Annotated in this window: 23 protein-coding genes, 2 tRNA genes and 1 pseudogene; 18 read left to right on the plus strand and 8 right to left on the minus strand. The window is 67.7% G+C overall.

Annotated features, from left to right (window positions below):
- Positions 1-401: hypothetical protein (locus tag ABZS29_RS10175; protein WP_355460361.1), on the minus strand; the 401-nt coding region annotated here is incomplete at its 3' end.
- Positions 402-815: 414 nt separating this feature from the next.
- Between ABZS29_RS10175 and dnaA the strand changes: the two genes are divergently transcribed.
- The 7 genes from dnaA (at position 816) to ABZS29_RS10210 (ending at position 8,607) form a co-directional block, all read left to right on the plus strand.
- The gene (gene dnaA / locus ABZS29_RS10180) at positions 816-2,405 is read left to right on the plus strand and encodes a chromosomal replication initiator protein DnaA (protein WP_355460856.1); all 1,590 of its coding nucleotides are present in this window, start codon (positions 816-818) and stop codon (positions 2,403-2,405) included.
- Positions 2,406-2,862: 457 nt separating this feature from the next.
- Entirely contained in the window at positions 2,863-4,008 is a 1,146-nt protein-coding gene (gene dnaN, locus ABZS29_RS10185; RefSeq protein WP_355460363.1) for a DNA polymerase III subunit beta, read from the plus strand.
- A gap of 26 nt (positions 4,009-4,034) precedes the next feature.
- Complete coding sequence (gene gnd, locus ABZS29_RS10190; RefSeq protein WP_355460365.1) at positions 4,035-4,958, plus strand: phosphogluconate dehydrogenase (NAD(+)-dependent, decarboxylating); 924 nt, start codon at positions 4,035-4,037, stop codon at positions 4,956-4,958.
- Position 4,959: 1 nt separating this feature from the next.
- The gene (gene recF / locus ABZS29_RS10195; RefSeq protein ID WP_355460367.1) at positions 4,960-6,099 is read left to right on the plus strand and encodes a DNA replication/repair protein RecF; all 1,140 of its coding nucleotides are present in this window, start codon (positions 4,960-4,962) and stop codon (positions 6,097-6,099) included.
- A 55-nt stretch (positions 6,100-6,154) separates the two neighbouring features.
- A complete protein-coding gene (locus ABZS29_RS10200) occupies positions 6,155-6,667 on the plus strand; it encodes a DciA family protein (protein ID WP_355460368.1) in 513 nt (170 codons plus the stop codon).
- Positions 6,668-6,719: 52 nt separating this feature from the next.
- Positions 6,720-7,247, plus strand: coding sequence for a hypothetical protein (locus ABZS29_RS10205; RefSeq protein WP_355460370.1), 528 nt, complete (start codon positions 6,720-6,722; stop codon positions 7,245-7,247).
- Positions 7,248-7,293: 46 nt separating this feature from the next.
- Positions 7,294-8,607: a hypothetical protein gene (locus ABZS29_RS10210; RefSeq protein ID WP_355460372.1), complete on the plus strand. Its 1,314-nt coding sequence runs from the start codon at positions 7,294-7,296 to the stop codon at positions 8,605-8,607.
- Positions 8,608-8,620: 13 nt separating this feature from the next.
- On the opposite strand, the gene ABZS29_RS10215 is transcribed toward ABZS29_RS10210, so the two are convergent.
- From ABZS29_RS10215 to ABZS29_RS10225, 3 genes are read right to left on the minus strand one after another with little or no spacing between them, the layout of a single operon-like run.
- Positions 8,621-9,178 carry a hypothetical protein gene (locus ABZS29_RS10215; RefSeq protein ID WP_355460374.1) on the minus strand — a complete coding sequence of 186 codons (558 nt, stop codon included), beginning with the start codon at positions 9,176-9,178 and terminating at the stop codon, positions 8,621-8,623.
- A complete protein-coding gene (locus ABZS29_RS10220; protein WP_355460376.1) occupies positions 9,175-9,774 on the minus strand; it encodes a hypothetical protein in 600 nt (199 codons plus the stop codon). The genes ABZS29_RS10215 and ABZS29_RS10220 overlap by 4 nt, the downstream gene beginning before the upstream one ends.
- A gap of 2 nt (positions 9,775-9,776) precedes the next feature.
- The gene (locus tag ABZS29_RS10225; RefSeq protein WP_355460378.1) at positions 9,777-10,409 is read right to left on the minus strand and encodes a hypothetical protein; all 633 of its coding nucleotides are present in this window, start codon (positions 10,407-10,409) and stop codon (positions 9,777-9,779) included.
- 328 nt (positions 10,410-10,737) lie between these two features.
- Between ABZS29_RS10225 and gyrB the strand changes: the two genes are divergently transcribed.
- The 6 genes and pseudogenes from gyrB (at position 10,738) to ABZS29_RS10255 (ending at position 16,922) form a co-directional block, all read left to right on the plus strand.
- Positions 10,738-12,780, plus strand: coding sequence for a DNA topoisomerase (ATP-hydrolyzing) subunit B (gyrB, locus tag ABZS29_RS10230; RefSeq protein WP_355460380.1), 2,043 nt, complete (start codon positions 10,738-10,740; stop codon positions 12,778-12,780).
- Positions 12,781-12,873: 93 nt separating this feature from the next.
- Positions 12,874-15,357: pseudogene (gene gyrA, locus ABZS29_RS10235) on the plus strand (DNA gyrase subunit A); the annotation flags it as partial.
- Between the two features lie 209 nt (positions 15,358-15,566).
- A complete protein-coding gene (locus tag ABZS29_RS10240) occupies positions 15,567-16,499 on the plus strand; it encodes a DUF3566 domain-containing protein (RefSeq protein ID WP_355460381.1) in 933 nt (310 codons plus the stop codon).
- A gap of 96 nt (positions 16,500-16,595) precedes the next feature.
- Positions 16,596-16,672 (plus strand) — tRNA-Ile (locus tag ABZS29_RS10245).
- A 36-nt stretch (positions 16,673-16,708) separates the two neighbouring features.
- Entirely contained in the window at positions 16,709-16,837 is a 129-nt protein-coding gene (locus tag ABZS29_RS10250; RefSeq protein WP_338033958.1) for a DLW-39 family protein, read from the plus strand.
- Positions 16,838-16,849: 12 nt separating this feature from the next.
- Positions 16,850-16,922, plus strand: a tRNA-Ala gene (locus ABZS29_RS10255).
- A gap of 379 nt (positions 16,923-17,301) precedes the next feature.
- On the opposite strand, the gene ABZS29_RS10260 is transcribed toward ABZS29_RS10255, so the two are convergent.
- A complete protein-coding gene (locus ABZS29_RS10260; protein ID WP_355460383.1) occupies positions 17,302-17,865 on the minus strand; it encodes a dihydrofolate reductase family protein in 564 nt (187 codons plus the stop codon).
- A gap of 163 nt (positions 17,866-18,028) precedes the next feature.
- Here ABZS29_RS10260 and ABZS29_RS10265 point away from each other — a divergent pair, with 163 nt between their 5' ends.
- Both ABZS29_RS10265 and ABZS29_RS10270 read left to right on the plus strand, forming a co-directional pair.
- Positions 18,029-18,976, plus strand: coding sequence for an aminoglycoside phosphotransferase family protein (locus ABZS29_RS10265; RefSeq protein WP_355460385.1), 948 nt, complete (start codon positions 18,029-18,031; stop codon positions 18,974-18,976).
- Between the two features lie 4 nt (positions 18,977-18,980).
- Positions 18,981-19,676 (plus strand): nucleotidyltransferase domain-containing protein, encoded by a 696-nt coding sequence (locus ABZS29_RS10270; RefSeq protein WP_355460387.1) that lies wholly within the window; start codon positions 18,981-18,983, stop codon positions 19,674-19,676.
- On the opposite strand, the gene ABZS29_RS10275 is transcribed toward ABZS29_RS10270, so the two are convergent.
- The 3 genes from ABZS29_RS10275 to ABZS29_RS10285 all read right to left on the minus strand — a co-directional run bounded on the left by ABZS29_RS10275 (position 19,614) and on the right by ABZS29_RS10285 (position 21,933).
- Positions 19,614-20,180, minus strand: a complete 567-nt coding sequence (locus ABZS29_RS10275; RefSeq protein ID WP_355460389.1) for an ATP-binding protein — start codon at positions 20,178-20,180, stop codon at positions 19,614-19,616. The two genes, ABZS29_RS10270 and ABZS29_RS10275, sit on opposite strands and share 63 nt — an antisense overlap.
- 15 nt (positions 20,181-20,195) lie before the next feature.
- On the minus strand, positions 20,196-20,687 hold the full coding sequence (locus ABZS29_RS10280) for a GNAT family N-acetyltransferase (RefSeq protein WP_355460391.1): 492 nt from the start codon (positions 20,685-20,687) through the stop codon (positions 20,196-20,198).
- Between the two features lie 253 nt (positions 20,688-20,940).
- Positions 20,941-21,933 carry a pyridoxal-phosphate dependent enzyme gene (locus tag ABZS29_RS10285; protein ID WP_355460392.1) on the minus strand — a complete coding sequence of 331 codons (993 nt, stop codon included), beginning with the start codon at positions 21,931-21,933 and terminating at the stop codon, positions 20,941-20,943.
- Positions 21,934-22,008: 75 nt separating this feature from the next.
- Between ABZS29_RS10285 and ABZS29_RS10290 the strand changes: the two genes are divergently transcribed.
- From ABZS29_RS10290 to ABZS29_RS10300, 3 genes are all read left to right on the plus strand, one after another.
- A complete protein-coding gene (locus ABZS29_RS10290) occupies positions 22,009-23,298 on the plus strand; it encodes an epoxide hydrolase (protein ID WP_355460394.1) in 1,290 nt (429 codons plus the stop codon).
- Positions 23,295-23,720 (plus strand): hypothetical protein, encoded by a 426-nt coding sequence (locus ABZS29_RS10295; RefSeq protein WP_355460396.1) that lies wholly within the window; start codon positions 23,295-23,297, stop codon positions 23,718-23,720. Before ABZS29_RS10290 ends, ABZS29_RS10295 begins: the two co-directional genes overlap by 4 nt.
- 93 nt (positions 23,721-23,813) lie before the next feature.
- The gene (locus ABZS29_RS10300) at positions 23,814-24,422 is read left to right on the plus strand and encodes an FMN-binding negative transcriptional regulator (RefSeq protein WP_355460398.1); all 609 of its coding nucleotides are present in this window, start codon (positions 23,814-23,816) and stop codon (positions 24,420-24,422) included.
- Positions 24,423-24,428 lie beyond the last annotated feature (6 nt).

Consider the following 24,428-nt stretch of genomic DNA (forward strand, 5'->3'; position numbering starts at 1 on the left):
CGGACGAGCGCCTGGCGGAGCGGGCACCAGATCATGCAGTGGAGCGACCGCGTGAGCAGGCGGACGAGCGACCCGCCGAGCGGGTCGACGAGCGGGTGGACGAGCGCTTCGCGGAACGGGCACCAGAGCGTGCAGCGGAGCCACCGCGTGAGCAGGCGGACGAGCGCCTCGCCGAGCGCGCGGACGAGCGCCTGGCGGAGCGGGCACCAGAGCGTGCAGTCGAGCGACCGCGTGAGCAGGCGGACGAGCGCGCCGCGGCGCGTCCAGTCGAGCCATCGGTTGGGCCGGCGTACGAGCGGTCGGTTGAGCGAGCGTATGAGCGACCCGCAGACCGAACTGTCGAGCGACCGTACGGGCGCCCTGTCCCGCGGGCACCCGAGCAGCCGGTCGAGCGTGTGCATGAGCGCTCTGCCGAGCGGGCACCGGAGCAACCGGTTGATCGGTCTGTGGAGCAGACCCCTGAACGACCGCTTGAGCGGGAAGCTGAGCAGCCGCTGGAGCGGCCGGCTGACCGGCCGATGGACCGAGCGACCGAGCGACCGCTTGAGCAGACCACTGAACGGCCGCTGGAGCGGGCAGTTGAGCGACCGATGGAGCGGGCGGCTGAGCTAGCGCCTGAGCAGGTAGTGAGTGCAGCAGCACCTGGCGCGACACCGAACCCGGCACCCGACTGGGGTGTCGGCGGTGGAACGGCCTCCGGGCCGAGGCGGAACGAAGGTGATGGACGTGCAGAGGCCGACAACACCATCGCAAGCAACCCCACGCCGGCTCCCCGGGTGGAGACGCCTGCCCGCGTCGAGGCGGCCGGGCCGGTGATGGACCTCGGCGACGCCTGGACCCGGGTACTGGCCGGCCTGCCGCCGAACCAGCGCGCCTGGCTGACGAACTCGCGTCCGGTCACGTTGCACGAGAGCACGGCGATCGTCGCGGTTCCGGACGACTTCACCCGCGGTCAGCTCGAGACGCGACTGCGCCCTGACCTCGAGCGGATCCTGTCCGAGAGCTTCGGCCGGGACATCCGGATCGCTGTCACCGTCGACCCGTCGCTCGATCCCGAACTGCAGCCGCAGGCTCCGCCGCCACCGGTTGTCCGGGAGCCGTTGCGCACCGAGGGTTCGTACCAGCCGACTATCCAGTCCGCGTTGACCGATCCGGACCAGGGCAATCATTACGCCCAGCCGGCTCCGGCACCGCGGCAGGAGCAGGCGCCGACGTACGAGCAGCAGCCTGCCGCTCAGCAGTACGCGCCGCAGCAGAACCAGCCGTTCGGCCAGCCGACCCAGCAGCCGTTCGGGCATCAGTCCGGTCCGGACAGCCGTCCGCCGGGCGCGCCCTCTCCTGCCCAGCCGGCCACCGAGGCGCAGGGCGAAGCGCGGCTGAACCCGAAGTACACCTTCGAGACCTTCGTCATCGGTAGCTCCAACCGGTTCGCGCACGCCGCGGCCGTCGCGGTCGCCGAGGCACCGGGCAAGGCGTACAACCCGCAGCTGATCTACGGCGACTCCGGGCTGGGTAAAACCCATCTCCTGCACGCGATCGGGCACTACGTCCGCAGCCTCTACACCGGGGCGCGCGTCCGGTACGTGTCGAGCGAAGAGTTCACCAATGACTTCATCAACGCGATCCGCGACGACAAGGCGTCCCAGTTCCAGCGCCGGTATCGAGATGTCGACGTATTGCTGATCGACGACATCCAGTTCCTGGAAGGCAAGATCCAGACCCAGGAGGAGTTCTTCCACACCTTCAACACGCTGCACAACGCGAACAAGCAGATCGTGATCAGTTCCGACCGGGCGCCGAAACGCCTGGAGGCGCTGGAGGATCGGCTGCGCAACCGGTTCGAGTGGGGTCTGATCACCGACATCCAGCCGCCTGACCTCGAGACCCGGATCGCGATCCTGCGGAAGAAGGCGGCCACCGAGCGGCTGACCGCGCCGCCGGAGGTCCTGGAGTTCATCGCGTCGAAGGTGCAGACCAACATCCGTGAGCTCGAGGGCGCACTGATCCGGGTCACCGCGTTCGCGAGCCTGAACCGGCAGCCCGTCGACCTGAGCCTCGCCGAGATCGTGCTGAAGGATCTGATCCCCGAGGGCAGCAAGCCCGAGGTGACGGCCAGCATGATCATGGGACAAACGGCCTCGTACTTCGGTCTGTCGATCGACGACCTGTGTGGGTCGAGCCGAAGCCGGGTGCTGGTGACCGCGCGCCAGATCGCGATGTACCTGTGCCGCGAACTCACGGACCTGTCGCTGCCGAAGATCGGCCAGCAGTTCGGCGGCCGCGACCACACGACCGTGATGCACGCCGAGCGGAAGATCCGCCAACTCATGTCAGAGCGTCGCTCTGTCTTCAATCAGGTGACCGAGCTGACGAACCGGATCAAACACCAGGCGAAACAGCAGTAACGGGGACCCGTCGTGGGCACACAGGCTGGGGACACAGCTGTGGAAAACTGTGGGAAACCTCGGTGTGTGTTGTGGACGCCCTGTGGGGACAGAAAAGTTCATCCACGGCCGTCAACAGACGAAGCGGCGGCCGTCCACACGGCGTACACAGGGCAATTCGGCCTCTGACCTGCGAAGTCTCCGGTTTCCCACAGGATCCACAGGTGCTAAGAACCTTATGGAACCTGTAGAGGAATCTGAGTCCACAAATTGAACGAACGGCCCAACCTGGGGAAAACCTCGTCTCGCGTCGATTGCCGAGACCTGTCAGGCTGGTCCCTTCAGCACCCGTAGGACCCCTCACCAAGATGTCGACGCGACCCGCCCGAGAGCGCCACGTCATCCCCGATGGGCAAACACCACCCGTGTCCGTGGCAGGATCTGTCCGGCACCCAGCCGAATCAGGAGGCACCCCGCGGTGAAGTTTCGCGTCGAGCGCGACGTACTGGCCGAGTCGGTGGCCTGGGCCGCGCGCAGCTTGCCCAGCCGTCCGAGCGTTCCGATCCTTGCCGGCCTGCTGGTCGAGGCCGAGGACGGACAGATCACGCTGTCCGGCTTCGACTACGAGACCTCGGTCCGGGTCACCGTGCCGGCCCAGGTGGCCGACGCCGGTAAATGCCTGATCTCCGGCCGGCTCGTCGCCGACATCTCCAAGAGTCTTCCGAACCAGCCGGTGGACTTCGCCGTGGACGGCGCGAAGGCACAGGTCACCTGTGGCAGTTCGCGGTTCACGCTCCAGACGCTTCCCACAGAGGAATATCCGGCGTTGCCGGACCTCCCGGCGGCCAGCGGCACGATCAAGGCCGACGTCTTCGCCCAAGCCGTCTCGCAGGTGGTCACCGCGGCCGGCCGTGAGGACACGCTCCCGGTGCTGACCGGTGTGCGGGTCGAGATCGAGGGATCCACGATCTCGCTGCTCGCGACCGACCGCTACCGGCTGGCGATCCGTGAGCTCGAATGGAACCCCGAGTCCCCCGACGCCTCCGCCGCTGCGCTGGTCCCGGCGCGCGTCCTGTCCGAGACCGCGAAGGCGATGACCGGTTCCGACGTGACGGTCTCGCTGGCCGCACCCGGATCCGGCGACGGCATCGTCGGCTTCGAGGGCGAGGTCTCCGGCGGCAACCGGCGCGCCACGACCCGGCTGCTCGACGGCGAGTTCCCGAAGGTTCGGGGCATCATCCCGACCGATGCCGCGATCGCGACCCGAGTCCGGATCGAGACCGCCGTATTGGTCGAGGCCGTCAAGCGCGTCGCCCTGGTCGCCGAGCGGAACGCTCCGGTCCGGCTGACCTTCGCCGAGGACAGCGTGACGCTGGACGCCGGCAGCGGTGACGAGGCGCAGGCTTCGGAGTCGATCGAGGCGCGCGTCGTCGGTGATCCGGTCACGGTCGGCTTCAACCCGACGTACCTGCTCGACGGTCTCGGCGCGATCGGTACGCCGGTCGCCCACCTCGCCTTCACCCAGGCCACCAAGCCGGCCGAACTGACCGGCGTGCGAGACTTCGACGGTGACCCGATCAGTGAGTTCCGGTACGTCCTGATGCCGGTCCGCCTGAACAGCTGAACGCCAACAGAACAAGGGGATTCACGATGGAGCTCGGCCTTGTCGGTCTCGGCAAGATGGGCGGCAACATGCGCCAGCGGATCCGCAACGCTGGTCACACGGTTGTCGGCTTCGACCACAACCAAGAGATCTCCGACGCGACGGACCTGGCCGACATGGTCGGCAAGCTCACCGCGTCCGACCAGCCGAAGGTCGTCTGGGTGATGGTTCCGGTGCAGGCGATCGACCCCGTCGTCACCGAGCTCGCCGAGCTGCTCTCGCCCGGCGACATCGTGATCGACGGCGGCAACAGCCGGTGGACCGATGACACCCGGCGCGCGGCACAGCTCGCCGAGAAGGACATCAAGTTCGTCGACTGCGGTGTCTCGGGCGGTGTCTGGGGCCTGGAGAACGGCTACGCGCTGATGTGTGGCGGCGACAAGGAGACCGTGGCGACGGTGATGCCGGTCTTCGAGGCGCTCAAGCCCGAGGGCGAGTTCGGCTTCGTGCATGCCGGCAAGGTCGGCGCGGGCCACTTCTCGAAGATGGTCCACAACGGCATCGAGTACGGCATCATGCAGGCGTACGCCGAGGGCTACGAGCTGCTCGAGGCCGCGGATGTCGTCGACAACGTGCCGGAGGCGTTCCGTTCCTGGCGCGAGGGCACGGTGATCCGGTCCTGGCTGCTCGACCTGCTGGTCAACGCACTCGAGGACGACACCCACCTGGAAAAGATTCGCGGGTACGCCGACGACTCCGGCGAGGGACGCTGGACCGTCGAGGCTGCGATCGACCACGCCGTACCGGTGCCGGCGATCGCGGCGGCGCTGTTCGCGCGGTTCGCGTCCCGGCAGGACGACTCGCCGGCGATGAAGGCGATCGCCGCGATGCGCAACCAGTTCGGTGGGCACGCCGTGAAGGGCGCCGACGCGGCCGATCCGTCGTACGCGACACCGCCGACCAAGCACTGAGGTGTATGTCACCGCCCTGGGTCTGCTCGACTTCCGGTCCTACCAGCAGGCGGAGGTCGAGCTCGCTCCGGGCGTGACGTCCTTCGTCGGGCCCAACGGGCACGGCAAGACCAACCTGGTCGAGGCGATCCACTACACCGCGACGCTGGGCTCGCACCGGGTGGCGACCGACGCACCGCTGGTGCGAGCCGGTGCTCCACGCGCGATCGTGCGGACCGAGATCCGCAGTCAGTACGACCGCGATGTCGTGGTCGAGCTGGAGATCAATCCTGGGAAGGCAAACCGGGCCCGGATCAACCGCTCGCCGGTACCGCGGCCTCGGGAAGTGCTCGGGTTGCTCCGGACGGTGCTGTTCGCGCCGGAGGATCTCGCGCTGGTGAAGGGCGATCCGTCGGAACGACGCCGGTTCCTTGATGAGCTGCTGACGCTGCGAGCGCCTCGGATGGCCGGCGTTCGATCCGACTACGACCGGGTGCTGAAGCAGCGGAACTCCTTGCTACGCAGTGCATCGCAGGCTCGTCGGCAGAACCGGACGAGTGCGGCCGAGGGACAGTTGCGCACGCTCGAAGTGTGGGACTCGAACCTCGCTCGCACCGGCGCCGAGTTGCTGGCGACCCGGCTGGAGTTGCTGGAAGCCCTCCGTCCACTGACAGCCGACGCGTACGACGCTGTTGCCCGAGGCAAGGGTGATGCGCGGCTCGAGTACAAGTCGTCGGTGCCGCTCGAACCAGGTGTCACGTCTCGCGAGCAGTTGGCCGAGGTCATCCTCGCGACTGTGCACGAGAAGCGTCAGGACGAGCTGGATCGCGGAGTCTCGCTGGTCGGGCCGCACCGCGATGACGTCGTACTGGGGCTCGGGGACTTGCCTGCGAAGGGGTACGCGAGTCACGGTGAGTCCTGGTCGTACGCACTCGCGCTGCGGCTGGCGTCGTACGAGCTGTTGCGGGCGGACGGAGGTGAACCGGTGCTGATCCTCGACGACGTGTTCGCCGAGCTCGATACCAGTCGCCGGGATCGCCTGGCGGAGTTGGTTGCGCCGGCCGAGCAGGTGCTGGTGACCGCGGCCGTCGGTGCGGACGTGCCCGCTGAGCTCCAGGGAGCGCGCTTCAACGTCGGCGACGGGGTCGTCAGTCGTGCCTGAACCCGGGAATTCCTCTGAGAGCGGCTTTGAGAACGAAGTCGCTCCGGAGTTGCCGGTGGAGACTGAGCACGACAAGCAGGGCCTGGACCTGGCGAAATCGCTCGCCGGCCGGCTCAAGCAGCAGGCGGCGAACGGCGGCTTCAAGCCGGTCAAGCGCCGTCGTCGGCCGCGTATCGACGGCGCCCAGATCAGCAGCGCCCGCCCCGACGACCGGGATCCGCAGAAGCTCACCAACACTCTCGGCCGCCTGATGCGCGACCAGGGCTGGGAGGTGGACGTCGCCGTACACGGTGTGATGGCGCGCTGGCCGTCCATCGTCGGCCCCGAAACCGCGCAGCACTGCACGCCCGAGTCCTACGAGAACAACATCCTGACCGTCCGCACCTCGTCCACCGCCTGGGCGACTCAGCTCAAACTCCTCGCCCCCGACCTGGTACGCCGCCTGAACGCGGAACTCGGCGACGGCACCGTCACCCAGGTCAACGTGCAAGGCCCGCACGCCCCCAGTTGGCGCCGCGGTCCCCGCACCGTCCGCGGCGGCCGCGGCCCCCGCGATACCTACGGCTGACCGGTAGCAATTCGTGACGTCGCCGTCATCCTAGGTAACTATCGTCGCGACCATGCGACGACTTCTGGTCGGCACCCTGGCGATCGGCGTACTGACTGTTCAGCTGACCTCGGCGATTCCCGCGAGTGCCGCACCTGGCGGCAGCGGCTGTACGACGGCCCGCGGCACAGCCAATCTGCTCTCGGACCGGGGCGACCATGTCGTGGGCAGCTACACCCAGACCGTCCAGTACTGCTGGAGCTGGATCGGCAAACCGTCGCAGTACTCGATCGACTCGACCAAGCGGTCGGCCACCTGGAAGATCCGCAAGAACGACGAGCGGTGCGCCGGCGAGGTCTTCGGGCAGTGGAACGGGAATCCCCCGCGGGGCGCCGACTCGATCAAGAAGTGGTCGGAGAAGACCTGGGACTCCACGATGGGGCACGACTTCACCTGGAACCTGTTCATCCAGACGTACCACGACGACCACAACTGCACGTTCAGGTTCTACGGGAAACAGACCTGGCGGCCGCGGGTCGTGCTCCGGCTGATGCTGCCGAAGCCCAGTGTGGTGAGTGCGCGCGCGGTTCGTCCCGGCTAGCCCGCGCGGGGTCTGGTCGCCCCGGCATGACTTAGGATCGTCCGCGATGCGCACCCTGGTCGACGGCTTCCGCGAGATGGTCCAGCTGATCGGAGACACCTTCCGGCTCTGGTGGCGGAACCTGCTGCCTCTGACCACCTGGTGGCTGGTGGGCTACGCGGGCTTCAAGGCCTGTACGCGCGCCGCGATCTGGCTGGACGAGCACGCGCACGGCAGTCTCGGTGTCGGCGTTTTCGCGATCGGTGTGCTGATCCAGATCACCGCGGCGATCGGCATGATCCGGACCTGTGCGACCTCGCTGTACCGCTGGCGGGACGCAGCTCGGAACAAGTCCGAGGAGACCTCGGACCCGACACAGCAGGGCTTCCTGGAGCTGGTCGCGGTGACGCTGCTGCCGCTGGTCGCGGTCTGGTCGGCGTGGGGCTTCCTCGAGGGGCAGGTCACCGAGCTCTCGACGAGCAACAACGTGGAGCGTGGTCTCCAGGCGGGGGCCGGATTCTTCGAGCTGACCAACGGCGCCTGGCACAAGTACCTCCCGGCGATCGTCATCCTGCTGGTACTGCGGCGGGCGCTGCAGGCGGTCGACGACAAGTGGCCGAGCCGGCCGGTGAAGTTCGCGCAGGTCTGGGCCGAGTCGTTCTTCCTGCTGCTGACCGTGGTGGTCTCGTCGTACGCGATCCAGGACGGCAAGGACTGGTTCAAGGACCGGAGCTTCTGGTACTGGTCGGTGGACTGGTGGGACGCGTGGAAGGGCTTCTGGGCCGGGATCAACATCCCGCTGCCCGCCGGCGTCGAGTTCCTCTGGGGATTCACCTGGGAGACGCTCTGGCCGCTGTTCAAGTTGGGCGTCGCCGAACCGCTGACCTGGTTGGCGATCACGACCGTGGTGTTCGGCCACCGGGTGTTGTCCAGTCACGGCGTACTGAGTGGGACCAGGCTGGAGCGCCGGCTCGGCGGCCGGGTCAGCGAGGCCGCGCCGCAGCCGAACCGCTTCGTCGCTCTGACCAACAAGGCGCCTGATCTCGTCCTCGGCGGATTCCGGGAGAAGTTCTACCCGACGCTGAACGCGTTCCGGCTGCTGGTCCGGGTCGGCCCGGTCTTCCTCGGCGTGGTCTGCATGCTCTACACGGTCTGGTTGCTCGGCGACGACTGGCTGTTCGTGCTGATCCAGCGCACGATCGGGATCCACGGCGTCCGCTGGGGTCTGATGAACCACGAGATCGCGGACCTGATCCGCAGCCTGATCTTCGAGCCGATCCGGATCGCGTTGCTGGCAGCCGCCTTCGACCTGTGCATCTCGGTCGGCCGGGAGCGCCGCGACGAGGCGGCGGCCGTGGCGCAGCAGCCGGCGACCGCCTGAGCCATCGCCGCCGTCAGGTGGTGATCAGGAACCGCTCGTACTCGTCGCGGTTGGTGACCACGATGCCCTGCAGGTGCGGCACCGCCTCCGCCGGTACGACGAAGATCTGCGCGAGCTTGCTCGGCTTGTTCCGGACCATCGGCTTGTCGGAGTCCGAGCAGCTGGTCGGGATCGGGAACTGGAAGGCGTTCGTGGTCTGCCAGCGGTTGCCGCGGTCGTCGCGCAGACTCGTGCCGCACGTGAAGCCGCCGTCCTTCAGCCGCAGCCCGTCGAGCGGGGTGACCCGCAGCTGGGCAACGACGATCACCGCACCGGCCGGCCGGTTGACGGAGATCTCCTTGCCCTTCTCGTCGACCAGCCGGGTGTAGACGCTCATCGAGTCGAGCTGCCAGCCGACCCTCCCGATGGTGACCGGACCCTTTGCGACCACGTGCTGGATCGCGCCGTCCTCGAAGTTCTGTTCGGGATCGCCGAGGTACGTCTTCAGCGTCAGGAAGCAGCCGGTGGCCAGCAGGACCAGCAGCAAGGAGATCTGGGCCGCCAGCCGGGCGGCGCGGGACGCGCCCGTCATGACGCCACCCGGACGTCCCGCGTGGGGATCTCGTACAGATCCACTGCCGAGTCGATCAACCGCTGGGCGCTGTCCTCGCCGGGGATCCCGAGATCGACCGAGACCTTCCGGTTCAGCACGTTCCAGAACTGCTGCGGCCGCACGTCCAGCGTCAGGCCCTCGAGCTCGGTCGGGTTGACCTCGAAGACGATCGCGCCGGAGGTCGTGAAACCAGCGTCGCCGAACTCGATCCCGGAGTACGTCAACGGGAGCGGCTGGTAGATGGCATCGCCGTTCGAGGTCAGCGACGGCGTGGGACGCTCGGGGTCGTTGACGCCCCGAGTGGTCTCCCACTCGAGCGCGACGAACACCCCGTTGGTCTCGATCGGCTTGTCGTCGGACGACGAGTTGGCGTCGAGCACGGACTTGGCCAGTTGCATCCGGACGATGGTAAGCGTCGCCTCCTGGCCGAACCGCAACTGCTGGCCGATGGTCCCCTTGCTGACCATCAGGTTCTGTTCGTCGAACACATGGTCCGGCGTCGCCAGGCGGGTGAGCCCGCCGAGCAGGATGAAGAGAACGCCGACCAGGACGGTCGCGGGGCGGTAGAGCTTCACTCCTACTTCTCCTCGTCCTTGACGACGACGGTCGGCTTCAGCCGGACGACGGCGGCGGCCTTCGGCTGCTGCCAGTACGGGTCCTCGTTCGCGCCCATCAGCCCGTTGTCGGAGATGTACTGCTCACCGAGGACACCGACCTCGATCTGGTCGGCCGTGAAGTCGGGCTCGATCTCGAACTTCGTGTAGCAGCTCTCCGGCGGCAGACCGTAGACGATCACCCAGCCGACCTCGCCACGGCAGTTCGCGCCGCTGGACTCCACCAGATCCTTGCCTCCGCCCGGGACCAGCCGCAGGACCGAGTTGCGGACCTCGGTGCTGGTGTGCGCCTCGGTGTCGACGTTCCGGACGTCGAAGTAGACCCGCAGTTCGGCCTTGGCGGCCGAGTACTCGGTCTTGGGCTCCCGGATGATCTCGGCCTTGGTGAAACTGAACTCCCAGCGCCCCGCCGTGACCGTGGTCGGCGCGTCGATGGTCGGGACCGCACGGCCGACACGCTGCTTCCAGCCGCCGGTGAACAGCACCAGCAGCGCCAGTACGACGACGATCCCGATGACGATCAGCCAGGTCCGCCGGTGCCGGCGGATCACCCGGTCGGCGATCAGGTCGTCGATGACGTCGTCGAGACTCTCCACGGCAGCGATCCTAAGGGGCGCCGGGTGCGCGCGGGGTGGTCTGGACCGGTGAACCAGGCGGCCGGCGTACCGAGTCAGTGGTGAAACGACCGGAGGCCACTGAGCGCCCGTGAGCGCTTTCCGGCCCCCCACCCGCGAGAGGGGACATGGCGAGGAGGGCGAAAAGACGCCCTGAGGTGAGTTTCGGGCGGCTGGTGGCAGGTTCTGCTTCGGTCGACGGGTAAGATGGACCCTGTACGACGAGCCGTGCCCCTAACAACACTGTAGAGGCGGCTTCCACTGTGCCGCGATGCCTCGCGAACGCGGGGCCCGAGGAGGACAACAGCCGGTGACCGACGAGCCGACCGAGATCGACGAAACAACGTCCGCAGACAGCACCGGCATCGAAGAAGAAGCACTGCTGACCGAGATCCAGAGCAGCGTCGTCGAGCGTGAGTACGACGCCAGCGCGATCCAGGTCCTGGAAGGCCTCGACGCGGTCCGCAAGCGCCCCGGTATGTACATCGGGTCGACCGGCGAGCGCGGTCTGCACCACCTGGTCTACGAGGTGGTCGACAACGCCGTGGACGAGGCGCTGGCCGGGTTCTGCGACAAGATCGTCGTCACCCTGCTCCCCGACGGCGGCGTCCGCGTCGTCGACAACGGCCGCGGTATCCCGGTCGGCATCGTCGAGTCGGAGGGCAAGCCGGCCGTCACGGTCGTGCTGACCGTCCTGCACGCCGGCGGCAAGTTCGGCGGCGGCGGGTACAAGGTCTCCGGCGGTCTGCACGGCGTCGGTGTCTCCGTGGTGAACGCACTGTCCAACCGGCTCCAGGTCGATGTCCGCACCGGCGGCAAGGCCTACACGCAGTCCTTCACCATCGGTGTTCCGGACGCGGATCTGGCCGAGGTCGGTACGGCGGACTCCACCGGCACCACGATCACCTTCTGGCCGAGCCCGGACGTGTTCGAGACCACGACGTACTCGTACGAGACGCTGACCACCCGCTTCCGTGAGTACGCGTTCCTGAACAAGGGCCTCGAGCTGGTCATCCGCGACGAGCGGCCGGACCACACCGAGGACGGCAACCCGGTCGAGCAGTCCTTCAAGTACGACGACGGCCTGGTCGACTACGTGAAGTACCTGACCGGCATCCGCGAGACCGTGCACCGCGACGTGATCGCGTTCGAGGCCGCGCAGGCCGACGGGTCGCTGAGCCTCGAGGTCGCGATGCAGTGGAGCGGCTCGTACCAGGAGTCCGTGCACACCTTCGCGAACACGATCAACACCCACGAGGGCGGCACCCACGAAGAGGGCTTCCGGGCCGCGCTCACCTCGCTGGTCAACTCGTTCGCCGAGGACCAGGGCATGATCAAGAAGAAGGAGGACAGGCTCACCGGTGACGACATCCGGGAGGGCCTGACCGCGATCATCTCGGTCAAGCTGGGCAATCCGCAGTTCGAGGGCCAGACGAAGACCAAGCTCGGCAACACCGAGGTGAAGGGCTTCACCCAGCGGGTCGTCAACGACCGGCTCGGGGCCTGGTTCGAGCAGAACCCGCAGGAAGGCCGCGAGATCATTCGCAAGGCCACCGCGGCCGCGAGCGCCCGGATCGCCGCCCGCAAGGCGCGCGAGCTGGCCCGCAACCGCAAGGGTCTGCTGGGTGGCGGCGGGCTGCCGGGCAAGCTGTCCGACTGCCAGTCGACGAACCCCGAGGAGTGCGAGGTCTACATCGTCGAGGGTGACTCGGCCGGTGGCTCCGCGAAGGGTGGCCGCGATCCGAAGTACCAGGCGATCCTGCCGATCCGGGGCAAGATCCTGAACGTCGAGAAGGCCCGGATCGACCGCGTCCTGCAGAACAACGAGGTGCTGGCGATCATCTCCGCCCTCGGGACCGGTATCCACGAGGACTTCGACGAGGAGAAGCTGCGGTACCACAAGATCGTGATCATGGCCGACGCCGACGTCGACGGTCAGCACATCCGCACGCTGCTGCTCACGCTGCTGTTCCGCTTCATGCGGCCGCTGATCGAGCGCGGTCACGTGTACGCCGCGCAGCCGCCGCTGTACAAGATCCGGTGGAGCAACCAGCCGCACGAGCTGGCCTACACCGAGCGGGAGAAGGACGGTCTGCTCGAGGCCGGCGTCGAGGCCGGCAAGAAGCTGCCGAAGGACAACGCCATCCAGCGCTACAAGGGTCTGGGTGAGATGAACGCGCAGGAGCTGTGGGAGACCACGATGGACCCGGCCAACCGGGTGCTGCTGCAGATCACCCTGGACGACGCCGCCCGGGCCGACGAAACCTTCGCCACCCTGATGGGTGACGACATCGAGGCGCGTCGGAACTTCATCCAGCGCAACGCCAAGGACGTTCGGTTCCTTGACATCTGAGTGCCGTCGCGGCCCCGCCCCCGCTGGGCCGCGACCACTCCAGCGCCGACTTCACCGACGTACGACGTCTGACACGAACGGGACGAGCATCAGATGACCGAGACCCCCATTTCTCCTGGACACGACCGGATCGAGCCGCTCGATCTGCAGACGGAGATGCAGCAGTCGTACCTCGACTACGCGATGGCCGTCATCGTCGGCCGCGCGTTGCCCGAGGTGCGCGACGGCCTCAAGCCGGTGCACCGCCGCATCCTCTACGCCATGTACGACGGCGGGTACCGGCCGGACCGCGGTTTCTCCAAGTGCTCGCGCGTCGTCGGTGACGTGATGGGTCAGTACCACCCGCACGGTGACTCCGCGATCTACGACACCCTGGTCCGGCTCGCGCAGCCGTGGGTGATGCGGGCGCCGATGATCCAGGGCCAGGGCAACTTCGGTTCGCCGGGTAACGACCCGGCGGCCGCGATGCGGTACACCGAGTGCCGGCTCGCCCCGCTGGCGATGGAGATGGTGCGCGACATCGACCAGGAGACGGTCGACTTCCGCCCCAACTACGACGGCCGCTCGCAGGAACCGGTGATCCTGCCCAGCCGCTTCCCGAACCTGCTGGTGAACGGCTCGGCCGGTATCGCGGTCGGCATGGCGACCCAGATCCCGCCGCACAACCTGCGCGAGGTCGCCGCCGCCGCGAACTGGTGCCTGGAGAACCCGGACGCCACCCAGGAAGAAGTTCTGGCGGCGTGCATGGAGCACATCAAGGGCCCGGACTTCCCGAACGGCGCCCTGATCGTCGGCTACAAGGGCATCGACGACGCCTACCGCACCGGTCGTGGCTCGGTCACGATGCGCGCGGTGGTCGACATCGAGGAGGACGCCAAGGGCCGGACCAGCCTCGTCGTCAGCCAGCTGCCGTACATGGTCAACCCGGACAACCTGGCGCAGAAGATCGCCGAGCTGGTGAACACCGGCAAGATGACCGGCATCGCCGATATTCGCGACGACACGTCGTCCCGGACCGGCCAGCGCCTGGTGATCGTGCTGAAGCGTGACGCCCAGCCGCGCGTCGTACTGAACAACCTCTACAAGCACACCCAGCTGCAGGACACCTTCGGGTGCAACATGCTGGCGCTGGTCGACGGCGTACCGCGCACGCTCAGCCTCGACCTGTTCATCACGCACTGGATCGACCACCAGATCGAGGTCATCCAGCGGCGGACCCGCTACCGCTTGCGCGAGGCCGAGAAGAACGCGCACATCTTCCGCGGGTACGTGAAGGCGCTGGACGCGCTCGACGAGGTCATCGCGCTGATCCGTCGCAGCCCGGACGTCGAAGAGGCGCGCCAGGGCCTGATGAGCCTGCTCGAGATCGACGAGATCCAGGCGCAGGCGATTCTCGACATGCAGCTGCGCCGGCTGGCCGCCCTGGAGCGGCAGAAGATCGTCGACCGGCTGAACGAGCTCGAGGCGATCATCGCCGACCTCGAGGACATCCTGGCCGACCCGGTCCGGCAGCGGAACATCGTCCGCGACGAGCTGGCCGAGATCGTCGAGAAGTTCGGCGACGAGCGGCGTACCGAGATCATCGCGGCCGACGGCGACCTGTCCGTCCAGGACCTGGTCCCCGACGAGGACGTCGTGGTCACGATCACCCGCGGCGGCTACGCGAAGCGCACGAAGGCCGACCTGTACCGGACCCAGAACCGCGGCGGCAAGGGTGTTCGCGGCGCGCAGTTGCGGGCCGAGGACGAGATCGACCACTTCTTCGCCACCACCAACCACCACTGGATGCTGTTCTTCACCACCAAGGGCCGGGTCTACCGGGCCAAGGTGTGGCAGCTGCCGGAGTCGGCGCGGGACGCCAAGGGTTCGCACGTGGCCGGTCTGCTCTCGTTCCAGCCGGACGAGGAGATCGCGCAGGTCCTGACGCTGCGCGACTACGAGCAGTCCGACTACCTGGTGCTCGCGACCAAGAAGGGCCTGGTCAAGAAGACCGCCCTGACCGACTACGACTCGGCCCGGCAGAGCGGCATCATCGCGGTCAACTTCCGCGAGGACGACGACGAGTTGATCGGCGCCGACGTCGCCACCGCGTCCGACGACCTGCTGCTGGTCTCGCGCAAGGGCCAGTCGATCCGCTTCACGGCAAACGACGAGCAGCTCCGGCCGATGGGCCGGGCCACGTCCGGTGTCACCGGCATGAAGTTCCGCGACGGCGACGAACTGCTGTCGATGTCGGTCATCCGGGCCGGCGACGACGAGGAGGCGCAGTACGTCTTCACCGTCACCGACGCCGGTTACGCCAAGCGTTCGCAGGTCTCGCAGTACCGGCAGCAGGGTCGTGGCGGTCTCGGCATCAAGGCGGTCAAGCTGAACGACGAGCGCGGCTCGCTGGTCGGCGCGATCATCGTCGTCGACGACGACCAGGTGCTGGCGATCAAGGCCAGCGGCCAGGTCGTCCGCAGCCGGGTCGACAGCGTGCCGGTCAAGGGCCGGGACACGATGGGCGTCCGGTTCGCCGGGGTCGGCGAGTCCGATGCCGTCGTCGCGATCGCCCGGAACACCGATCTGACCGTCGACGGCCTCGAGGTTGCTGAGGGTGCCGAAGACGTCGACGGTGCGGCGGTGGAGGGAGCCGAGGCGGCTGCGGTGTCCACGGATGCCCAGAATGTGGACGCTTCGACAACCGAAACCCCGTCTGGGAGCGTCAGTACTTCCGACGAGCGTTCGACGGATGTGAACGGCGCGGCTACCGTCGAAGACGACGAAGCCGGCCAGGAGGGTAACTGATGACCAACCGCGCGAGGCCGACCTGGCCCGAAGGTGCGGACAGCTCCAAGACTCAGCGCACCGCGCCGACCTCGAAGCAGTCCACCCCGGCCACTCCGGCCTCCAACGGTCGCTCCGGCTCCACCCCGAGTGGCTCCACTCCGGCTGGAAACGGCCGCCCCGCTACGCCGCCCGCGAGCGCGCAGCGTCCGGCTGCGGAGCTCCGCCCGCAGCAGCAGCGACCGGGCACGGCCGGTGCGCCGGCCCGCCCCGCCCAGCAGCCGCCGGTCCGCCCGGCGGGTGGCGCCCAGCCCGGTACCGCTCGGCCGACCCCGGCACCCAGTACGCCGGGCCGCCCGGAACCGTGGTCGCCGCCCACGAAGGCGGGCGACGGCGAATCGTCGTACGGGGTGACTGGGCGTGCGGACAAGCCCGGCACGTTCGGCGGCAAGACCGAGTCGTTCGGCGACAAGGTCAGCGCCGCCCGGCAGGCCGTCCTGGAGAAGGCCGCCGCCGTCACCGGCAAGTCCGACGCAGAGAGCGTCGAGGTCGGTGACACCACCAAGACCTCCGCGCGCGGCCAGACCCGCAAGGCCCGCCTGCGGATGTCCCGCATCGACCCGTGGTCGGTGATGAAGACGGCGTTCCTGCTCGCGATCGCCTTCGGCATCGTCACCTGGGTCGCGGTCTTCATCGTCTGGTCCGCGATCGGCGCCGCCGGCGTCTTCGACAACATCAACAACACCGTCACCGAGGTGCTCGGCAACCCGAACACCGAGCCGTTCCGGATCGAGAACTACATCAACACCGGCAAGGTGATGGGTTTCACCACCCTGCTGGCCTGCGCCGATGTGCTGATCATCACGGCCCTGGCCACCCTCGGTTCCTTCCTCTACAACATCGCCGCCACCCTGCTCGGCGGCCTCGAAGTCACGCTCGCGTCGGAGGACTGAGCCCTTTCGGCCGGGCCCACCAGGGTCCGGCCGGAACCGGTTTGGGAGACAGGCACCTGGTGCGGTAATCTCTCCCGAGTTCGACCCCGTAGATACGGGCCTATAGCTCAGTTGGTTAGAGCGCTGCCCTGATAAGGCAGAGGTCACTGGTTCAAATCCAGTTAGGCCCACCAGATCGTGAAACCCCCGATCCGAGGAGTCCCGCGGTGCTGAGAAAGATTCTGCTGGTGCTGCTCGCCGGTATCGGTGGATACTTCGCCTACAAGAAGACCCAGCAGTCCCGCGCCGACAAGGACCTCTGGGCCGAGGCCGTCGACCCGGTCACCCCGGGCCGCTGACCACCCCACCACGGGGGCGTAGCTCAACTGGCAGAGCACTGCCTTTGCAAGGCAGGGGTTAGGGGTTCAAGTCCCCTCGTCTCCACGAAGGTCGATGGGCGACCCGTGTCCGCGGAAAGCGCGGAGCGGGCCGCCTTCGTCGTGTTGTGCGGCTGCGCTTCGCTTGCCGCCGGCGGGGGCTCCGCCACCCGCACCCCCTCGGCCTCGCTTCGCTCGCCCGCTGTGGCTGGGCGCCGCGGTCTGAGTCCCCCCGCGCTCGCTACGCCCACTCCTTCGTCGCGCGCTACGCGACCACCCCACCCACCCCAGCCTCTTGCGCGCTACCGCGCACCTTGCGGGCTACCGCCCGCGATCGACCACCCGTGGCCGGCGTGCTGGGACATCCAGGCTGGACACGACTGCTTGCGCAAGTCGCTCTGCAGCTCCCCGGCGATACTCATCGACGCGAATTCCGGTCTCCCGGATCAGCGCCTGGTTTCGTATCTGGTCAGTACGACGCCGCCGGGGAAGGTCTGGGTCTCGACCAGGTTGAGGTTCATCCAGTTGTCGAGGGCGGTGAAGAATGGTTTGCCGCCGCCTACCAGTACTGGGTGGGTGACGATCTCGTACTCGTCGATCAGGCCGGCTCGCATGGCTGCGGCTGCGAGGGTGGCGCCGCCGACTCTGAGGGGCTTGCCGTCTTCGGCTTTGAGTCGGGTGATCTCCGGTACGGCGTCGCCGGCGTACAGGCGGGTGTTCCAGTCGACCTTGTCGATGGTGGACGAGAACACGACCTTCGGGGTGTCCCGCCAGTTGCGGGCGTACTCGATCTGCGCCGAGGTGGCGTTGGGTTGCTGGTCGCCGGTCGGCCAGTGGGAGCTCATGGTCTCCCACAGGTTGCGCCCGTACAGGAACATTCCGATCGCTAGCTCTTGGTCGAGCCACCACTGGAACAGTTCGTCGCTCGGTACGCCCCAATTGATGTCGCCGTCGGGGGCGGCGATGTAGCCGTCCAGGCTGAGGTTCATGCCGTAGATGAGTTTCCGCATGGCGAGCCCTTCTGTCGGATCGTTCGTCACTCTTGCTACGAACGCCTCGCTCCGGCTTCGACAGGTTGGTTGGTCTCGGGAGTCTAGACGCGCGTGGTCGGCGTAAGTCGGTCGCGCGAGGTCGCAGGAGGTGGCAGGCTGGCCGCGGTCGCGGAGGAGGCGGATGGAGACCTTCGACGAGTTCGGGCGGGTACGACGAAGTGCTGAGGTTGTTGCGTATCTGCACGGCCTAGTGAAGGACGAGGCGGCGCTGGCGGAGCTTGTTGAGCCGGTTCCGGAGTTGATTCCCTGGGGTGTCTCAGGGATGTACTTCACGGGACGGTGGGCGCCGGAGAGCGTTGATGTGCTGGTGAAGGTTGGGGTCTCGGGGACTCAGCGGTTCTGGAGTGAGGTCGTCGCGGAGCGGGATCCTGGGTTGGCGCCGCGGGTCTTCGCGGTTGGGGATCGGCTGAGCGGAGTCGAGGTCGGGTGGGTCGTGATGGAGCGGCTGCCGGGTGGATTGCATGACGGCTGGGGCGGCATCGAGTTCGGGTTGCTGATGGATGCCGGCGTTCGATTTCAGCGACTTGCGCGGACGATCGTGTCCGCGCCGTACGGCGAGTTGACGGCAGATGCTGTGCACGAATGGCTCGTGCGAGGTCAGGAACGTGGTGCGCCGGGGCCAGTTGACGTCGTACTGGAGCGGTTCGAGGAGGACTGGCGGTTCGTCAACGAGGTCTGTCCGGCAGAGGTCTGTCATGGGGACCTGCATATGGGGAACGTGCTGATGCGGACGCCGGCGCCTGAGATCAGTCCGGCGCTGCTGATCGACTTCGAACCTTGCCAAATGCCGTGGGTGTTCGATGCCGCTTATCCGCAGGTGCTGAACTCGGATCCCGCGAGGACCGGGTGGCAGGACATGGTTGGGCAGATGGCTGACTGCCGTAGCGCGTATGGTCTGCCGGTCTGCGCAGACGAGGATCTGAAGCGGGCGGGAGCCATTGCGCTCGGCTGGTACGCGCTGCGGATGTGGGGAATGCTCGGGCCCACGCCGGACAGCGCTTGGCGGGCGGCCTCGGTGTGGCGGCAGCAGAACGAGACCTACATCGAAGCCGGTGCGAAGGGTGGATAGCTCGGTGCTGTACGACGGGTTGTTGCAGCGACTGCTGGCCGAGGCGACGGCGGATGCCGAGGTTGTCGGGGTGTTGTTGACGGGGTCGTTGGCGCGGGGGGATGCGTTGCCGGGGACTGATGTTGATCTGCGGGTGATCCTGGCTGATGGGGTTGAGCGGGCGGCTGTGGATGAGGTTCGCGAGGGGGTGATGGTTGAGTGGGGGTTTGCGGACGAGGCGAAGGCACGGGCGGCGATGGAGTCGAACCCGATGCATGTCTACGCGTACTTGGATGGGCGGGTGCTTTATGACCCGCAGGGTGCGTTGGGGCGGTTGCGGGAGCGGGCGGTGGAGCGGTTCGAGGGGTATCGCGTCGGGGCGGCCGAGAAGGCGGCGATAGCGGCGAACCTTCGGTATCCGGCAGAGAAGATCCGGGTCGCGGTGGCGGGCGGCGACTTGTTGAAGGCGGCTTTCGTTACTGGGACTACGTCGTGGTTCTTGATGGAGGGGTTGTGGGCGGCCAACGATCGGCCGCTGCCGCCGAACAGTTCAGTGCGGCCGCATCTCAAAGATCTGGCAGGCCCGCCCGAGGTGGAGACGTTGTATCGCGAGTTGTTCCTGGGGAACGCGGAGCGGCGGGTCGAGGTCGCGCTTTCCTTATATGACTGGATTCTGAATGAGCTCGGGGAGGGACGGCCAGCGGGCGGAAGCCCAGGCTGACCAGGTGGGATAGTCCGGCGGGACGGGCGGGAGGTGAGCGCCTTGGAGTTCTGCTTGGTCCGGGGGCTCGAAGAGGGTGCGCCACTCTGCCAGTTCGGCGTCGCTCATGGAGAAGGTCTGCTCGGGCACGGTGGCGAAGCGGTGCGTGATGCGTTCGCGTTGCTCTTCAGGCGTGATGGGCAGATAGACAACGGTGCTGTGGGCACCTAATTCGCTGGCGATCCAACGGAGTGCCGAGCGTTCGTCCCTGCTCCAGAAGCCGAAGTCGAACACCACGTTGGTACCGAGCTGCGCGACGCGCATGCCGATCTCGATCAGCTTGCCCTCGACCAGATCGCGCTTGTCCGGCGGGTTTTCGTAGTCGAACAAGGCGATCTGCCACTCGTCCGGCGTCAGGCGAAGCGCCGACTCGCTGAGCTCCAGGGCCTTTGCACGCGTCGTCTTTCCCGCGCCGGGCAACCCGACGATCAGATAGACGCTCGCCGAGCGGCCGTTCGGTTCCACAGATTGCATTGAGCCCTACACGTCGTCGTTCAGTTGCTTGCGGAGGAGGGTGATGGTGGTTTCGTAGCGGGCGGTTCCGCCGTCGGGGGTGGTGATGTCCCAGGCGCCGGGTTCGGTGCCGCTGACTTGGTAGCCGAGGCGTTCGTAGAGGGCTTGGGGGCGGGGGCTGGCGTCGTCGATGCCTAGTTCGGCGAGGGGGATGCCTCGGGCGCGGATTCGTTGCTCGAGGGCGCGGATGAGGATGGTGCCGATGCCGCAGGACTGGAGGGGTTCTATGACTGTGAGTTGGTAGAGAGTCGCGCCGCCGGGGGGCTTGGTGTAGTCGACTGCTCCGTAGCCGACGGGGTGGCCGGACGGCGTGCAGACGGCTAGGTAGTCGACCTCGCCGCGTTGGGCGCGGGTCAGCTCCTCCACCATGGAGGTGAGCTTGGCCGGAGACTCCCCCAGCGACGGGAGGTCGTCGGGGGTCAGATCGCGGATGGTCAGCGGGACGACGATTTCGGGCATGCACTTCACCTCTTGGTGGGATGTGTGCACGCTAGGGGGTGTTGCCCGAGGACGCGAGGGGATTTCTGAAGGAGGGCCGTGGACGCGCCGTGGTGGGTGGTGTTGGTGTTTGCGGTGGGGGTGCTGCTGACGGCTGTGTTCGGGCGGTTGGGGCAGCGGTGGGAGCGGGTCGGGGATTGGTACGAGGGAGCCGCGTTTGCGGCGTTCGTGCCGATGGCGGTCGCGACGTTCACCGGGTCTGTTGTGTTGCTCGCTATTGCCGCGGTGGGGTTTCTGGTGCTCGGTGCGTGGGCGACCTGTCGGGTGTTGAGGTCCAGCGGTGGTGGTCGGGCGGATTGACGTTGCTGCCGCAGATGATGGTGGCTACCCGGCGGCCGGCGAAGCGGGCGGGGTTTTCCAGGAGGGCGGCAAGCCCTAGGGCGGCGGAGGGTTCGGCGACCAGGCCGGCGTGGGTGTGGAGCAGGCGGACGCCAGTGACGATCGAGGATTCCTCGACCAGTACGGCGTCGTCGACGACCTGCAGGAGGTCGACGAGTACTTCGGGGATCGGGCGGCGGCCGGCGACGCCGTCGGCGATGGTGATGGCGGAGTCGGTGGTGACCACGCGTCCCTGACGCCAGGACAGCGTCATCGCGGGTGCGCCGGCTGGCTGGACGCAGACGACCTCGGTCTGCGGTGACAGGTCCTTGAGGACGTGGCCGATGCCGGTCGCCATCGCGCCACCGCCGAGCGCGATCAGGACGGTATCGAACGACGGGTCGACCAGCTCGAGGCCGATGGTGGCGGCGCCTTCGCAGGTTTCCAGGTCGAGGCTGTCCTCGACGAGCCGGATCCCGGTACGGCGGGCGATCGCCGCAGCGCGGTCGCGGGCCAGTTCGTGGTCGCCGTCGACCAGTTCGAGGGTGGCGCCGAGCGCGCGGATGCGGTCGAGCTTGGCAGGGGTGGCGAACCGCGACGCGACAACGGTGATGTCGAGCCCGCGTTTGCGGCCGGACCAGGCGAGGGCTTGGCCGAGGTTGCCGGCGCTGGCGCAGACCGCGGCGGTGCCGGTGAGTTGGTCGGCGACGAGTTCGGTACCGCGGCCTTTGAAGCTGCGGACCGGGTTCGCGGTCTCGAGCTTGATGCTCACCGAACAGCCGAGCTCCGGGGTGAGGGCCTCGCAGTCGTAGAGCGGCGTGTTCAGGAAGACCGGATCGATGACCTCGCGGGCCGCTCGGATCCGGGCGGTGTTCAGGCGGGTGTCCACTCCCCCAGATTCTCATTGAAAGGAGTTCTCAATCGCGGAAGAAAGCTCGCCGCAATCGTTTCTACCGTAAGAGACATGACGACGAACACGGAGATCAAGCCCTTCACCATCGAGATTCCGCAGACCGAGGTCGACGACCTCAAGGCGCGGCTGAACAGTGCGCGGTGGCCGGTGGCGCCGGCGGTCGACGACTGGAGCCGCGGCGTGCCGGTCGGGTACCTGCGCGGGCTGGCGGCGTACTGGGCCGACGGTTACGACTGGCGCGCGGCCGAGGCGGCGCTGAACGCGATCCCGCAGTTCACGACCGAGATCAACGGCCAGCAGATCCACTTCTTCCACCAGAAGTCGGCCGTGCCGGACGCACTGCCGCTGATCCTGACGCACGGCTGGCCCGGGTCGCCGGTGGAGTTCCAGGCGATGATCGGGCGGCTGACCGACCCTGTCGCGTACGGCGGCGATCCGGCGGATGCATTCCATGTCGTAGTGCCGTCGCTGCCGGGGTACGGGTTCTCCACGCCGCTCGGACCGGCAGGGTTCAACCTGTTCGGGGTCGCGCAGATGTGGGCCGAGCTGATGGCCCGGCTGGGCTACGACCGGTACGCCGCGCACGGAACCGACGCCGGGTCCGGAGTGACCGGGATGCTGACGATGATCGACCCCGAGCACGTGGTTGGCGCGCACCTGGCCGGGGTACTCGCCGCGGCGCCCTTCGCCGGACCGATCGCCACCGACGGCCTCTCCGAGAGCGACAAGGTCCGGGCGGAGGCGTTCAACCGGTATGTCGACGACGGGCTGGGCTACCTGGTGCAGCAGTCGACGCGGCCGCAGACCCTGGCGTACGGGTTGAACGATTCGCCGGTCGGGCAGCTGGCCTGGATCGTGGAGAAGTTCGCCGAGTGGACCGATCCCGCGCACAAGCTGCCGGAGGAGGCGGTTGATCGCGATCAGCTGCTGACCAATGTGAGCTTGTACTGGTTCACGCAGTCCGGTGCTTCGTCGGCGCACGCGGTGTACGAGGGCATGCAGGCGTGGAAGGCGATGCTCGCCCAGCAGCGCTCCGGCGGCTGGGGCGAGGGTGAGGGCGACGGCGGCAACTGGAGCAGCGACAGCGCTGGCGTCGGCGCCGAGCGGACCAGCGACGGCGACGACGCCGCCCAGGAGTGGGCCCCGGCCACCCCTCCCCCGACCGGCGTTGCCGTCTTCGGCGCCGAGACCGCGATCAAGAGCCTGGCCGACCCCGCCGGCGCGATGACGCACTGGACGGAGTACGAGCGCGGTGGGCACTTCGCCGCGATGGAGGTCCCGGACCTCCTCGCCGCCGACCTCCGCACCTTCTTCAGGACACTGCGCACAATGGGGCGATGACCTTCGTGCGCTTCCAGAGTCCGGTCCCCGATCGGCACGGTCGGCGGATCGGACTCTTCGGTTTGGTGAACATGCTCGGCAAGCGCGGTCTGCTCACCGCGGCGGAAGAGGAGTTCCGCCGGACGACGAACGCCTGGTACGACGCGACGTACACGGACCCGTCGACCGTGGATCCGGCCGTCTACGGTGCCAACCCGCTCGCCGCGGCCTGGTTCCGTACGACGGCCGTCGAGCTGCTCGGCCCGGTTCCGCAGTACTTGGCGATCCTTGCCGCGCACAACCTTCCGTGCGAGCGCTTCACCTCCGACGACCCCGGCCGCGTTCTCTACGAAGACGAGCACCAAGTCGTGGTCGTCCCTCATCACGACCCTGTCGAGCCGACCACCCTCATGTGGCTACCGCCCATCCCGGCAACAACGTAGGCCGGTTCCGGGCGGAAGGCAGTGCGAATTGGCTCTGTGCGGGTTGGGCAGCGCCGGGCAGGCTTGAGGTTTCGGTCGAGGCTGGGAGTTCGGATGTATGTGCCTGCGCATTTCGCTGTGGAGGACGAGGCTGTCGCGGAGTTGCTGACCACCCATGGGGCGGCTGATCTGGTCACGATGACCGATCGAGGATTGCTGGCGACCATGCTGCCGTTCGTGTACGACGCCGAGCGACAGGTGCTGCAGGGGCACTTGGCGCGGAACAACGAGCAGTGGCAGCGGCCGGTCGTCGGCGAGGCGTTGGTGATCATGCACGGGGTCGACTCCTACGTGTCCCCCAGTTGGTACGCCGCCAAGCGCGAGCACGGGCGCGTCGTACCGACGTGGAACTACGTGACCGCCCACGTGTACGGCGAGCTGACCGTGCACGACGACCCGGACTGGGTCGGTGACCTCGTACGGCGGTTGACGCAGCTGCACGAGGGGACGCGAGCTGAGCCGTGGTCGGTGGATGACGCGCCGGCGAAGTTCGTGACCGGCCAACTGCGGGCGATCGTGGGCGTCGAACTCGCGATCACCCGCATCGAGGCGAAGGCGAAGCTGTCGCAGAACCGGTCCCCCGCGGACGTCGACGGAGTGATCGCCGGCCTGCGCGCCGACGGTGACGCGCAGGCGGCCGCGGCAGTCGAGCGGCACCGCTGAACTGAG

The organism is Kribbella sp. NPDC005582 (genome assembly GCF_040605415.1).
In the GTDB taxonomy this organism is placed as follows: Bacteria; Actinomycetota; Actinomycetes; order Propionibacteriales; family Kribbellaceae; genus Kribbella.